General features: G+C 71.0%; 11 protein-coding genes. 3 read left to right on the plus strand and 8 right to left on the minus strand.

The features are described from left to right. Window positions 1-10: 10 nt before the first annotated feature. The 8 genes from OG884_RS36715 to OG884_RS36750 all read right to left on the minus strand — a co-directional run bounded on the left by OG884_RS36715 (window position 11) and on the right by OG884_RS36750 (window position 9,774). Complete coding sequence (locus OG884_RS36715) at window positions 11-925, minus strand: ABC transporter permease (RefSeq protein ID WP_326640615.1); 915 nt, start codon at window positions 923-925, stop codon at window positions 11-13. Continuing rightward, on the minus strand, window positions 922-2,118 hold the full coding sequence (locus tag OG884_RS36720; RefSeq protein ID WP_326640617.1) for an ABC transporter permease: 1,197 nt from the start codon (window positions 2,116-2,118) through the stop codon (window positions 922-924). The genes OG884_RS36715 and OG884_RS36720 overlap by 4 nt, the downstream gene beginning before the upstream one ends. Next, the gene (locus OG884_RS36725; RefSeq protein WP_326640619.1) at window positions 2,115-3,701 is read right to left on the minus strand and encodes an ABC transporter ATP-binding protein; all 1,587 of its coding nucleotides are present in this window, start codon (window positions 3,699-3,701) and stop codon (window positions 2,115-2,117) included. Before OG884_RS36725 ends, OG884_RS36720 begins: the two co-directional genes overlap by 4 nt. Window position 3,702: 1 nt before the next feature. Then, complete coding sequence (locus OG884_RS36730; protein ID WP_326640621.1) at window positions 3,703-4,812, minus strand: BMP family ABC transporter substrate-binding protein; 1,110 nt, start codon at window positions 4,810-4,812, stop codon at window positions 3,703-3,705. 119 nt (window positions 4,813-4,931) lie between these two features. Further along, a complete protein-coding gene (locus OG884_RS36735; RefSeq protein ID WP_326640622.1) occupies window positions 4,932-5,600 on the minus strand; it encodes a flavin reductase family protein in 669 nt (222 codons plus the stop codon). After that, window positions 5,597-7,063 carry an amidohydrolase family protein gene (locus OG884_RS36740; protein WP_326640624.1) on the minus strand — a complete coding sequence of 489 codons (1,467 nt, stop codon included), beginning with the start codon at window positions 7,061-7,063 and terminating at the stop codon, window positions 5,597-5,599. The genes OG884_RS36735 and OG884_RS36740 overlap by 4 nt, the downstream gene beginning before the upstream one ends. Then, window positions 7,060-8,046, minus strand: a complete 987-nt coding sequence (locus OG884_RS36745) for a zinc-binding dehydrogenase (protein ID WP_326640626.1) — start codon at window positions 8,044-8,046, stop codon at window positions 7,060-7,062. Before OG884_RS36745 ends, OG884_RS36740 begins: the two co-directional genes overlap by 4 nt. A 258-nt stretch (window positions 8,047-8,304) precedes the next feature. Then, window positions 8,305-9,774: an aldehyde dehydrogenase family protein gene (locus tag OG884_RS36750; RefSeq protein WP_326640628.1), complete on the minus strand. Its 1,470-nt coding sequence runs from the start codon at window positions 9,772-9,774 to the stop codon at window positions 8,305-8,307. 75 nt (window positions 9,775-9,849) lie between these two features. On the opposite strand from OG884_RS36750, the gene OG884_RS36755 reads away from it, so the two are divergent. The 3 genes from OG884_RS36755 to OG884_RS36765 all read left to right on the plus strand — a co-directional run bounded on the left by OG884_RS36755 (window position 9,850) and on the right by OG884_RS36765 (window position 13,966). Then, window positions 9,850-10,932 (plus strand): NAD(P)-dependent alcohol dehydrogenase, encoded by a 1,083-nt coding sequence (locus OG884_RS36755; protein ID WP_326640630.1) that lies wholly within the window; start codon window positions 9,850-9,852, stop codon window positions 10,930-10,932. A gap of 155 nt (window positions 10,933-11,087) precedes the next feature. Continuing rightward, window positions 11,088-13,301, plus strand: coding sequence for a cytochrome P450/oxidoreductase (locus OG884_RS36760; RefSeq protein WP_326640632.1), 2,214 nt, complete (start codon window positions 11,088-11,090; stop codon window positions 13,299-13,301). A 185-nt stretch (window positions 13,302-13,486) separates the two neighbouring features. Beyond that, window positions 13,487-13,966 (plus strand): hypothetical protein, encoded by a 480-nt coding sequence (locus OG884_RS36765; RefSeq protein WP_326640634.1) that lies wholly within the window; start codon window positions 13,487-13,489, stop codon window positions 13,964-13,966. The last annotated feature ends 33 nt before the right edge of the window (window positions 13,967-13,999 follow it).

A 13,999-nucleotide genomic window follows, 5' to 3' on the forward strand; every position in this document is an offset into this window, starting at 1 on the left:
GGCCCACTCGTCAGGTGGATCCCCGTTCGAAGGGTTGGCCGAGCGCCCTGGGTTCACGGTTCTGGTTTGCGAAGAGCAGCATCGCCAGCAGCGCGAACAGGTACGGCGCCACCACGAGCAGCTGCGAGTTCATCGTCAGGCCCAGCGCCGGCAGCGCCAGGCGCATGGCGTCGGCCAGCCCGAAGAGCGCGCAGCCGATCAGGGTCCGCCGTAGCCGCCAGGCACCGAAGATCACCGCCGCGATGACGATGTACCCGCGCCCGGCGGTCATGTTCTGGTTGAACGAGCCGACCTCGCCGACCGCCAGGTACGCGCCGCCCAGCCCGGCCAGCGCGCCGCACCACAGCAGCGCCTGGCGGCGGCGCAGGTTGACCCGGATGCCGGTGACGTCGGCGGCCTGGGGCTGCTCGCCGACCGCCCGCAACTCCAGGCCCCATCTGCTGCGTTCCACCAGCCACCAGGTCAGCGGGACGATGACGATCAGCAGGTAGACCGGCCAGCGCTCGACGAACAACGGATGGCCGATCACCGGGATGTCGCGCAGCCAGGGGATGCTGACCTGCGACACCTGGTGGGAGTCGAAGGAGCTGATCGTGATCAGGTAGCTGGTCAGCCCGAGCACGAGCGCGTTCAGCACCAGGCCGATCACAAAGGTGTTGATCTCCAGCCGATGTGAGAGGTTGCCGTGCACGAACCCGATCAGGAGCCCGATCAGCACGCCCGCGACCAGCCCGGTGGTGGCACTGCCGGTGGCACTGGCCGTGGCGACCGCGCCGAACGCGGCGCCCAGCATCATCGCCTCGACGGAGATGTTCATGGCGCCGGCCCGCTCGGCGAGGTACTCCCCGCACGCCGCGAAGGCCAGCGGAACGGTGAGCCTGATCCCGCTGGACAGGATGGTGGAGATGTCGTCTGCGCCGATCACAGGGCGACCCTCTCTGCGACGGGCGCGGGCCGGGACTCGGCGCGCGCGGTACGGACACCGGCCCTGCGACGCCGGATCATGGCGATGACGACGGGTGGGGCGACGAAGGCCAGCACCAGCAGGGCCTTGACCACGTCCACGAGGAACGGGGGCACACCGGTCGCGGCGAGGAAGCCTCCGCCGGAACGCAGCACGCCGAAGAGCAGGGCGACGGGTATGGTCAGCAGCGGCCGGTTGCGGGCGACCAGGGCGACCAGCAGGCCGTCCCAGCCGATGTTCATCGCTATGCCCGGCTGCAGCCGGTTGACTCCCACCGGGCTGGCCAGCAGCACAGCCCCGGCCAGGCCGGCGAAGGCGCCGGAGATGGCCAGCGCCATACCGCCGAGCGCGTTGACGCGTACCCCCGCGTGCTTGGCGGCGAGCGGGTTGAGACCGAGCATGGTGAGCCGGAAACCCCACCGGGTGCGGGCGAGCGCCACCGCGACCACCACGGCGCCGACCAGCGCCAGCAGCAGACCCCCGTTGACCTGAAGGTTGGGGTACTCACCGACCGAGCCGAGCAGCGCGCCGGCCGGCAGCGGGTTGGACTGCGGCGAGACGATGGCGTCCCCGATCCGCGACTCCTGCAGCAGCCACGGCGTGTTCACCGCGAACGCGACGACCTGCTGAGCGATGAAGATCATCAGCAGTGTGCTGACCACGATGTTGACACCGCGGATCCGGTACATCAGCGAGCTGAGGGCCGCCCACGCGCCGCCCGCCAGCGCGGCGGCCACCAGGACGATCACCAGTAGCAGCGGGCCGGGGAGCGCCAGGCGCAGGCCGACCCAGGCCCCGAAGAGGGCGCCGATCAGCACCTGGCCCTCCTGGCCGATGTTGAACGTGCCCGATCGGGCGCTGACGCAGGCGCCCACGGCGACCAACAGCAGCGGCGCCGCGTACAGCAGGGTGGAGGTCCAGGCCGTCCAGGTGGCCATGCTGCCCTCGAAGAGCGCCTGCACCGACGCCAGGGGGGATCCGCCGGTGACGGCGATCAGCAGCGACGACAGGCCGAGCGCCACGACCACGCCCAGGGTGGTCGCGAGGCCGGTCTGCCAGCCGCCCCCTCTCGGGGTGAGGAAGGCCAGCAGACGACGCCCGGACGCGTCCGGGCCGGGCTTTCGATCGAGCGATTCCTGGCGGACTTCGTTCATGCGGCCACCCCGCCCACCAGCATCCCGAGCCGTTCGGCCGTGGCCTCACCGGTGGAGAGCACTCCGGTGATCCTCCCGGAGGAGATCACCGCGATCCGGGAGGACAGCGCCATGACCTCCTCCAGTTCGGTGGATATCAGCAGCACTGCCACCCCTCCTGACGCGACGTCGCGCAATCGCCGGTACATGTCCTCAATGGCGCCCACATCCAGCCCGTGCGTGGGTTGCGCGGCGACCAGCACCAGCGGTCCCGCCGAGAGCTCGCGGGCGAGCACGACCCGCTGCTGGTTGCCTCCCGACAGGCTGCGCACCGGGGTGTCCATCGACGGGGTGACGATGTTGAACTCGGCCACCAGGCGGCGGGCCACGGCGTGCGCCTTACTCCGGCTGACGAAGCCGCGGCCGCTCACGGCGTCCAGCGACTTCATGACCAGGTTCTCCGCGACGCTCATGTCCAGCACCACCCCGGAGCTGTGCCGGTCCTCCGGCACGATGCCGAGCCCAGCCGCGTGCAGGGCCCCGGGCCGGTTCAGGTCGACCTGCCTGCCGGAGATCTCGACAGACCCGGAGTCCGGCAGGACGAGCCCGGACAGCACGTTGCCCAGGTTCGACTGGCCGTTGCCCTCGACCCCGTACAGACCGACGATCTCGCCGGGGGCGACGTCCAGGTCCAGGTCCGACAGGACGCGCACACCGTCGACGGTGACGGTCAGGCCGCGCAGCCGCAGCGCGGCCGCCTTCTCCGCACCCGGCGCACCGGCCTCGGATTCGCGGGTTTCCGGGGCCTCCACCGGCAGCAGGCCGAGGGCGGCGGCCTCGGTGCCCAGGGAGACCTCCCTGCCGACCATCTGGCGGGCCAGTTCCTGCGGACCCGTGTCCGCGGTCGCGCTATGGAAGACGACCTTCCCCTTGCGCAGCACGGTCACCCGGTCGGTGGCCGCGGTGATCTCCGCCAGCTTGTGGCTGATCAGGATGACCGCGCGGTTCTCCGAGCGGACCACGCGGCGCAGCACGCCGAACAGCTCGGCCGACTCCGCCTGGGTCAGCACGGATGTCGGCTCGTCGAGGATGAGCACCGACGGATCCCTGCGCAGGCACTTGATCAGCTCGACCCGCTGCCGCTCGCCGGCGGAGAGTCTCGCGACCCTGGCCAGCGGGTCGATCGGCAGGCCGTAGCGCCGGGAGACCTCCCGTACCTGGTCGCAGGCGGCCGCCTTGTCGATCTTCCCGGTGTCGCCCAGGATGACGTTCTCCCAGACGGCCAACGGTTCGATCAGGCTGAAGTGCTGGTGCACCATGCCGATGCCGAGCGCCACGGCCTCCTGCGGGCTGCCGATCTCGACGGGCCCGTCGTGGTGCAGCACGGTCCCGGCGTCCCGCTGGACGAGGCCCAGCAGGATCTTCATGAGCGTCGACTTGCCGGCCCCGTTCTCACCGAGCAGACCGTGGATCTCGCCCTGGTGCACGGCGAGATCCACGGCGTCGCAGGCGACGACCGGACCGTAGCTCTTACTGATTCCCCGCAGCCGTAGCGCGGGCGCCGGTGGCGGGGTGAGCTCCCTCGCCCGTTCGTCCTCTGTCATCTCAGGAGCCGAGCTTCTTCACTGTCGCCTGGGTGTCGATCTTCTTGCTGCCGACATCGGCCATGAAGGTTTCCAGCTTCTTGTTCTGCTCGGGCGTGCCGTTGCAGATCTTGACGGTCGGGAACGCGTCGACGCCGAGCGTCCAGACCTTCTCCACGCCCATCTGCAGCTTCGCGGCGGCGAATTCCTCCAGTGCGGCCTTGAAGTAGTCTCCGGGGCTGAAGAGCACCGAGATGTCGAACTTGGGCTTGGTGGAGTCGCACCGGTCGGTACCGGGAGTGAGGGTGAGGACGCCGTTGGCGTTGGCGAGTTCCGCCGACGCGTCGGTGGCACCGCCCAGGTAGGGGTAGATGACCTTGACGCCCTGGCTGATCTGAGCCTGGGTGGCCTCCTTGGCCTTGGCGGAGTCGTTGAGGTCTCCGCTGTAGGTGGTCGTCATCGTGGCCTCCGGGATCACCAGCCGGATGCCGGCCCTGAACGCGGCGGCCGCGGTGGTGGTGAAGTCGGCCTCGGGGCCGGTCACGAACCCGGCCTTGGTGTCCCCGTTGTCCTTCATGACCAGGCCCGCCGCGTACCCCGCGGCCAGCATGCTCTGGTCGGCCCGGTCGGTGGAGAGCATGATCTTCGGGGTCTGCAGGATGTTGGCCGAGGACGGCACGTACCAGGCGGTGTTGGCGCACACCGGCTCCTCCGAGGCCGGGATCGCGTCCCTGAGCTCCGAGGCGCCGAGGGCCACCATGTCGACCTTCTGCTGGCAGAGCGCCCGCGCGGCGTTGAGCGCCTCGCTGGTGTTGACGCTGCCGCGCTTGATGATCGTCCAGCCCTTCGAGGTGGCGAACTGCTCCGCCGTGTCGACGAAGCTCTGGTAGTAGCCCTTGTCGTTGATGTCACCGGGGCTCAGCACCCCGATGACGACCTTGCCGTCGCCGTTGATGTCCGGCTGACCGGCCAGCACGTTGCCGCCGTCGGTCTTCGCGCTCGCGTCGGCCGGGGCGGGTGCCGTGGCCTGGGGCGCGGTGGCGTCGTTGCTCGCGCAGCCGGCGAGCGCCAGCGCGCTCAGGCAGGCGGTCAGTGCGGCCGTGGCCCGGCCCTTTCGATAGTATGCGGCCATGACGATCCTCTCGATCTGAATGCTCGCGCACCGCCCACGGTGCGCGAGTGGGGGACGAATCTTGATCGCCGGCGGGGGTGCGGGCTTCAGCGGAGCCTCTCCCCTGCCCGCGCGGCAGGTCAGGCGAGCACCTCCTCGCCACCCGGCAGGTCGGCGTAGGCGATGCGATCCTGGCTGAAGGTCGACTCCGACGACGCCGCGACGAACCACGGGAAGCCCATCCTGCCGACCGCGTGCACCTTGGTCGGATCGATCCTGGTAGGGGACGCCATGATCGACTCGTCCGCAGTTATGCAGACCACCTCGGCCAGCACGATGTGCACACCGGAGAAGCAGGAGGACGGATCCCCCCGGTCGATGACCTCGCGCACCCGGCACTCCAGGTGCGCCGGACTGTCGGCCAGCGACGGGGGCCGGACGACCTGCGACGGCACGGTCCGCCAGCTGACGAGCCCGGCCTCGTCGACGCCGGCAGGATACTCCCTGGCCACCGTCTCGATGTGGTCGGCCAGGGCGGTCGTGGTCACGTTGATCACGAACTCGCCCGAGGCGTTCAGGTTCACCCAGCTGTCCTTGGGCTCGTCCGTCGCCTCCCTGACCGAGCCCACCGTGACCGCGACGAGCGGGGGCTCCCCGGAGACCGGCATGTAGTAGCTGAACGGGGCGACGTTCACACCACCCTCGGCGTCCACCGTGGTGATCATCGCGATCGGGCGCGGCACGACGAGCTGGGAGAGCAGTCCCTGCTTCTGCGCCGGCGTCCTGTCTGCGAGATCGATGATCCTCATCCGCGTACTCCCTGGAGGTACTCTTCCGCCGACAGAGCCTGCCAGCGGTGGGGAACGTCGATGCCGGTCCTGCGGAGCAGCGCGGCGGACCGTGCCTCCGCCTCCTCCGACAGGGCTTCGAGATCGACGGTGGTGATCTGGTGGTCGCGCACGACCACCTGACCGTCGACGAGGACGTCCCGGACCGTGTGGCTCGGGGCGCCCCAGACGAGATGGGTCGCGAGGTCACCGCGCGGGGCCCAGACGGGGTCCCCGGTGTCCAGGATCACGAGGTCGGCGGCCTTGCCGACCTCGATCGAGCCGACGAGGTCACCCAGGCCCACCGCGGCGGCGCCGTCGATCGTGGCCAGCGCGAACGCCTGGTCGGCGCGGAGGACGGGCCGCACGTCGCGGTCGCGCTCCAGCGCGGTCAGCAGCCACGCGGCACGCAGCAGATCGGGCACGTCGCCCGCGTTGTGGGAGTCGCATCCCAGGGCGACCCTGCCGCCTCGGTGTACGAGTTCGGCGTGCCGGCCGGCGCGGGTGTAACCCTGGCCGAGGCGCAGGTACGCCCCGGGACAGGATGCCACCGCGGTCCGCGTCTCGACGAGGGCGTCCAGCTCCGCGTCGTCGAGCCAGACGGCGTGGCCGAGCACCAGCCTCGGGCCCAGCACGCCCAGCTGCTCGAAGTGGAGCACCGGTCGCCTTCCCGCGCGCCGCGCGTAGGCGTGGACGTCCGCCTCGCCCGGCGAGATGTGCCAGGTGAGGCCGACATCCAGCCGCTCGGCCAGCTCGGCGGCACCGGTGAACAGCTCGTCACTGGCCAGGTCATGCCCCACCAGGGTGACCCAGCCGGTGACGGTCCCGCCCGGCGGCAGCGCGCGTACCGTCTCCTCCTGTAGTGCCAGGGTCTCCGCCGCGGGCAGCGCGTGGGGGGCGCCTGGCACGTCCCAGCCCCACCTGCCGACCCGGCCGCGGATGCCGGCTGCCCGAAGCCCCGCCGCCACCCGCAGCGGGTGGGCGACGGTGCCCGGCTCCAGGATGGTGGTGACCCCGCGCAGGAGCGACTCGACGGCGGTCAGGGTGGCGGACAGCTCGTCGTCGTCGCCGGTGACCTGGCCGTGCAGCGGGACGGCCCAGTCGAAGATCGCCTCCTGGGAGTCGATGTCCTCCGGGATCATGCTGCGTACCAGCGGGTCGGTGGTGGTGTGCTGGTGGGCATTGATCAGGCCCGGGATGACGACGCAGCCGCTCGCGTCGAGTTCGGCGGCGCCGGGGAAGTCCTTCCGCAGGGTGACGGCGGGACCGATCGCGGCGATGCGCCCGCCGGTGACGGCGACGGTGGCGCCGGTGACCACCTCCCGGCGCGGCGACATCGTCACCACGTCCCCGCCGACGATCAGCAGGACGTCGTCGCGACCCGCTCGCTCCGCCTGCTCCGCCTGTTCCACCTGTCCTGCCTGTCCTGCCTGTCCTGCCGTCATGGCCGCACCAGCACCCTGCCGACCAGATCGCGTGAGCGCTCCAGCCCGAAGCTCTCGTGCAGGTCTCCCAGGCCGCACTCGGCGGCGCGGAGGGTGCGCATGCCTCCTGCGAAGTACGCGTCGAGCATCGCGGCGAAGTCCGCCGGGGCATAGGCGCCGGCGCCCAGCAGGCGGAGCCCTCGGTGGTAGATCTCGGCGAGGGAGAGGGCGACCTGGTCGCCGCTGGTGTTGCCGAAGGTCACCAGCCTGCCGCCGATCCGCAGGCAGCTCAGGGATTGCCGCCAGGTGGCGGCGCCCACGTGGTCGAGGACGACGTCGGCACCCCTGCCGCCCGTGTAGTCGCGGACGGCGTCGGCTATCGGGGCGTCGTTGCGCAGCAGCAGGTCGGCACCGAGCCCGGCCGCGACGGCGAGCTTCTCGTCGCTGCCGGCCACGGCCACCACCCGGGCACCGGCCCGCCTGGCCAGCTGGACGGCGGCGATGCTGACGGAGCCGGCGGCACCCTGGATCACCACACAGTCACCGGCGGCCACCTCCCCGACGGCGTAGGTGGCGTTCCAGGCGGTACTCCACGGGGTGGGCAGGGCCGCGGCCTCGTCGAGGTCGACGTGGCCCGGCACCGGGTGCGCCAGGTTGGCGGGGACCGCCACGAACTCGGCGTAGCCGCCCGGCACGTTCCCGCCGATGACCCGCAGGTGGGCGCAGTGGCCGCGGTCGCCGGCCAGGCAGTGCGAGCACGATCCGCAGCCCATCGTAGGATCGATCACGACCCGGTCACCGACCTGACGGTCGGTGACCGCGGATCCGATCGCCGCCACGTGGCCGGCGATGTCCATGCCGGCGATGTGCGGCAGACTGAAGCCGGGGAGCACTCCGGGACCGCGCCGCTGAAGCAGGTCGAGCCGGTTGAGGGCGCAGGCGCTGACCTTGACGACCACGTCGCGCGGACCGGGCTCGGGGTCGGCGACCTGTTGAACGCTCACCGCCTCCGGGCCTCCGAAGGCCGTCTGGACAAGTGCTCGCAACTCTACCCCTCCAAGCGATCGTTATTCACGATGGCATCTCGCATTGTGATTCATCGCCCGTAACGCGTCGTACTCTGCCGCCGCTCCGATAGGCGTGTCAATGCCCCCGGAGCCAACTGCCCCGCGCGTCACATGCTTGTTACCTGCGTGCCTCGTGGCGTGAATATGTGCAGGTTGGAACGCTGCCATTTAACAGCCGCCCCGCTGCTGCCATGTTCATTCCACAGGTGACCGGTCGAGCAGACGTACCGCGACAGCCTTCTCCTGCGTGTACTCCCGCATGGCGGCGTACCCGCCGCCACGGCTGAAGCCACTGTCCCTCTGCATGTTGAAGGGGAAGCCGATGACCCCGGCGTCGGCGAACTGGTTGACCGAGACCTGCCCCGAGCGCACCTCCTGGGCCAGGCGCAGCGCCCGGGAGACGTCGCTCGTCCAGATGCACGCCAGCAGTCCGAAGTCGGTGTCGTTCATCATCTCCACCGCCTGCCGGGCGCCGGAGAACTCCTGCACGGCGAGCACCGGGCCGAACACCTCCTCCCTGGACAGCCGGGAGCGCGGGTCCACGCCGTCGAAGAGCGACGGCGGGACGAACCAGCCGCCGTCCGCCCGTTCGGCGGGCCCGCCCCCGGTGACCAGGCGAGCCCCCTCGGCGGGGGCGCCCTCCAGGAAGCCGAGCACCCGGCGGTACTGCGCCTCGTTGACCAGCGGCCCCATGTCGAGGTCGGCGTCCCACGGGCCGATCCGCACGGCGCGCATCCGCTCCGCCACCCGCTCCACGACCTCGTCCCTGATGGACGCCTCGACGAGCAGCCTCGACCCCGCGTAGCAGTTCTGCCCGGCGTTCTCGGTGATGGAGCCCACGATCGCCGGGATCGCGACGTCGAGATCGGCGTCGGCGAAGAGCACGTTGGGCGACTTGCCACCCAGTTCCAGCTTGACCGGCACCAGGTTCTCCGCCGCGGCCCGCATGATCGCGCGACCGGTGGTCGTGGAGCCGACGAAACTGATGTGGTTCACCCCTGCGTGGGAGGTGAGCGCGGCACCGGCGTCGGCGCCGACTCCGGTGAGCACATTGAGCACGCCCGGCGGGAAACCGGCCCGCCGGGCCAGCTCCGCCAGCGCGAACGGCGCCAGCGGCGCCACCTCAGAGGGCTTGAGCACCACCGTGTTGCCCGCGGCCAGCGCGGGGGCCACGTTGGCCGCGGTGAGCACTGCCGGAACGTTCCAAGGGATGATGACCGCGCAGACGCCGTACGGCTCCTGCAGGGTGTACCCAAGATAGTCGGGGGTGCGGGTGGGGAGCGTCACTCCGGTCAGCTTGTCGGCGGCGCCCGCGAAGTACTCGACGATGCCCTGGGTGATGAAGATGTTCGTCCGGCCGCCCGACAGCGGCTTGCCGACGTCCCGGGCCTCGAAGCGGGCGAGGTCCTCGACATGCTCACCGATCAGCTCCGACCAGCGGCGCAGCAGCCTGCCACGCTCGGAGGCCGAGGTCGCGGCCCAGCCGGGGAAGGCCCGCCTGGCGGCCTCCACCGCGTCGTCGACGTCCGCTCGGCCCGCGCAGGCCACCGTCTGGATGGTCTGGCCGGTGGCGGGGTCGGCGACGTGGAGCTCACCGACGTCATGAGCGGCTGCCCACTCTCCGTCGATCAGTTGCTGGGCGGAAGGGATCGCAAGTTCGGCCATGCCGGAATCCTTGACCCCCCTCGTTCTGCATGTCAAGATGCCATCTCGTTTTATGAAAATAGTTGTGGAGGACCCGTGCGTATCACCGCCGCCGTTCTGGAGACCGCCGGAGGGTCCTTCTCCCTCCGGGAGACAGAACTCGAAGAGCCCCGCCCCGACGAGGTACTGGTCCGGGTGAGCAGCACCGGCATCTGCGGCACCGACCTGGAGTTCGCCACGTTCTTCCCCACCCCCGCGGTGCTCGGCCACGAGGGCGCCGGGGTCGTGGAGCGGGTCGGCCCGCGGGTGACCTCGGTGGCCCCCGGCGACCATGTGGCGATGAGCTTCACCTCCTGCGGGGCCTGCCCCCTCTGCCTGACCGGCTCCCCCGCCTACTGCCGGAGTTTCGACGCCCTCAACTTCGGCGGCAGGCGGCCCGACGGCTCCTCGGCGCTCTCCCTGGACGGCGCGCCGGTCAACGGCCACTTCCTCGGGCAGTCGTCCTTCGCCACACACGTCGTGGCGACCGAGCGCGCCGTCGTTCCCATCGACAAGGGCATCGACCTGACCCATGTCGGCCCGTTCGGCTGCGGCCTGCAGACCGGAGCGGGCGGGGTGTTCAACGTGCTGCGCCCGTCCCCCGGCTCCTCGATCGCCGTCTTCGGGGCCGGCGCGGTGGGGGTAGCGGCGATCATCGCGGCGGCGATCAGCGGCTGCTCGATCGTCGCGGCGGTCGACGTCAACCCCGCCAAGCTGGAGGCCGCCCGCTCCTACGGCGCGACGCACACGGTCGACTCCTCGGCCTCCGGCTCGGCCGAGGCGCTGCGCGAGATCGCACCGCACGGCTTCGACTTCGTCATCGACACCACCGGCCGCCAGGACGTGCTGCGCACCGCCGTCGAGGCACTCGGCCCGCTCGGCCGGTGCGGCGTGATCGGCGTCGGCCCCAGCGAGGAGATGAGCTTCGACTGGCGCAGCATCCTCAACGGGCGCACCGTCACCGGGATCATCGGCGGCAGCAGCCTCCCCCAGGTGTTCCTGCCCAAGTTGCTCGATCTGTACGTCGCGGGACGGTTCCCCGTGGACAGGATGATGACGTCCTACCCCTTCGAGCAGATCAACGAGGCGATCGCCGACCTGCGCGCCGGCAGGACAGCGAAGGCCGTCCTAACCTTCTGACCTCGCGCTCTTCGCCGGAGACCGCGAGACATCGCTGCGATATACGAGACATTGTCTCGTGATCCGCACGTGAGTAGACTTCCGGCACCCAGACACCCAGTGGCGCGGCTGGGCAACACCGCGCATCGTTCGTATGGATATGGGGCCTGTGCGCCATGACCCAGCAGGTTGACTTCGACCACCACTCCGCGGCGTGCACCGCGGACCCGGTCGCCTACTACGACTCCTTCCGCGAGCAGTGCCCGGTGGGCCGGACCTCGGCCCACGGCGGCTTCGTCTACACGACCCGCTACGCCGACGTGACCAGGATCGCCCGCGACGACGACACCTTCTCCTCCTCCCGGGCCTCCTCCGGCGAGGACCGGGTCGCGATCGTCATCCCCAGCGGGCCGGGCCTGGAGCAGTACCCGATCGAACTGGACCCGCCAGAGGCCACCGGGTACCGCGACCTGATCAACCCTCTGCTCACCCCGGACGCCGTCGACCGGCTACGGCCGATGATCGCCAGGCACGCGACGCGCGTCGTCGACGCGTTCATCGAACACGGCTCGGCCGACTTCGTCCGTGACCTGACCAACCCGCTGCCCGCCGCGGTCACCCTGGACTGGCTGGGCTTCCCCGAGGAGGACTGGGCCCGGCTGGCCGGGCCGATCCACGACATCTTCGCCGCGCCCGCCGACAGCGACAGGGCCCGCAAGGGCGCCGAGGGCCTCGCCTACATGGAACGGCGGATCCGCGAGATCGTCCGGCTGCGCCGGGCCGAGCCCACCTCGGACGCGACGAGCGTCCTGGCCTCGCAGCACCGTCCCGACGGCACCCCGTACGGCGAGGACGAACTGGTGTCGGTGATCGGGCTGCTCATCGCGGGCGGTGTCGACACCACCACGTCGCTGACCGGTTCCGTCCTCGTGCACCTGAGCCGTAATCCCGGGCAGCGGCGCCGCCTGATCGAGTCGCCCGACCTGCTCGACACGGCCACCGAGGAGTTCCTGCGGGCGTTCGCCCCCTCGCAGTCCATGGCGCGCACCGTACGCGCCGACACCGAGATCGGCGGGTGCCCGGTGCGAGCCGGTGAGCGCGTGCTGATCCCGTGGGTCGCCGCCAACCACGACCCGGCCGTCTTCCCCGACCCGGCCGAGGTGCGCCTGGACCGGGACGCCACCAGGCACCTCAGCTTCGGCATCGGCACGCACCGCTGCGCCGGCGCCCACCTGGCCCGCGCCATGTTCCGCGAGATGATCACCCAGGTGCTGACCAGGCTGCCGGAATTCCAGGTGCTCGAGGACGGGCTCGTCGCCTACCCCACGCGGGGGAACCAGTCCGGCTGGGACGCGATCCCCGCGATCTTCCCGCCGGGACCCCGGCTGGGTGCCGGATCCGCGCCCGGCACCCAGTCGGCCTTCACCCCGGCCGCCTCCTTCGAGGCGGTCGTCACCCGAGCCGAGCCGGTCGCCGACGGTGTGCTGGCGCTGACCCTGGCCAGGGCGGGCGGCGGCGAGCTGCCCGCCTGGGAGCCCGGCGCGCACCTGGAGTTCCGCCTGCCGTCGGGCCGCGTCCGGCAGTACTCCCTGTGCGGCGACCCCGGGCGGCGAGACAGCTACCGGGTGGCGGTACTGCGCGAGGAGAACGGCCGCGGCGGCTCGGCCGAGCTGCACGAGATCGCCCGCGAGGGTGTCACCGTCGGTGTGCGGGGACCGCGCAACCACTTCCCCCTGGTGACCGCCGAGGACTACCTGTTCATCGCCGGAGGCATCGGCATCACGCCGATCCTGGCCATGGCCCGTGCCGTCGCCCGCCGGGGCGGCGCCCTGCGCGCCGTCTACGGCGGGAGGTCCCGCACGTCCATGGCCTTCGGCGACGAACTGGTGGAGTGCGCGGGCGAGCGCGCCGAACTGGTGCCACAGGACGAGTTCGGCCTTCCCGACCTGGACGTGATCCTGGCCTCGGCGGGGCCGGCCACCGCGATCTACTGCTGCGGCCCTTCCGGCATGATCGAGGCCGTCGAGCGGGCCTGCGAGCGGCTGGGCATCGGCGACCGGCTGCACGTCGAGCGCTTCACCGCCGGTGACGCCCCTGAGGTGGTCACAGACCCGGCGGCCAACACCGCCTTCGACGTCCACCTCGCCAGGACGGGGCAGACCGTACGGGTCGAGTCCGACCAGCGCCTCATCGAGGCGATCCGCGAGGTCGCCCCCGGCCTCTCCTACGACTGCGAGAAGGGGTACTGCGGCGCCTGCGAGACCCGGGTGCTCGCGGGGACGCCCGAGCACCGCGACTCGCTGCTGACCGCCGAGGAGCGGGAGGCGAGCCGGACGATGATGATCTGCGTCGGCCGCTCGTCGTCGCCCAGCCTGGTCCTGGACCTCTGACGGCCCGGCGAAATTCGCGGGGAGCGGAAAAGGGAGCGGAAAAAGGGAGCGGGGAAGGGAGCGGGGAAGGGAGCGGGGAACCGGAGGAGAAACCGCCCGCGGGTGTCCCATCGGCACCCGAGGGCGGTCTCCGCCCTCCCTCGTCACCTGTACGGCTCGCGCGAACGCGTCGTACGATGCCGCACATGCCGAACATCGGACCAATGGAACTGCTGGTCGTCGCCGTCCTGTTCGCGGTGATCCTGGTGATCGTCATCGGGGTCGTCATGGCCGCCAGAAAGGGCAGCCGGGTGCCGATGCCGATGCCGATACCGATGGCGACGCCGCAGGGGCTGCACGAGCTCGTCACCGAGCTGACGCGCCGGGGACGCAAGATCGAGGCGATCAAGGAGCTGCGCCACCACACCGGGCTCAGCCTGCGAGAATCAAAGATGATCGTCGACGACGTGGCCATGGGACACGATCTGTGGAGCCAACCCGCCATGGCCCGGTTCAAGCCCTCCCAGCCCACGGCCCTGCCGCACGCCGGTGCCGCGGTCCCCGACCTGGCCACCCGCGTGCGCGAGCTCAAGGCCGCCGGCCGCGCAGAGCAGGCGGTCTATCTGGTGCGCGGTGAGACCGGCATGGGCGAGCGCGAGGCCGAGTTGTTCGTCGAAGCCCTCTGAATCCGGGACTCGCCCCCAAGCGACCACCGGAAG

The organism is Streptosporangium sp. NBC_01755 (genome assembly GCF_035917995.1).
In the GTDB taxonomy this organism is placed as follows: Bacteria; Actinomycetota; Actinomycetes; order Streptosporangiales; family Streptosporangiaceae; genus Streptosporangium.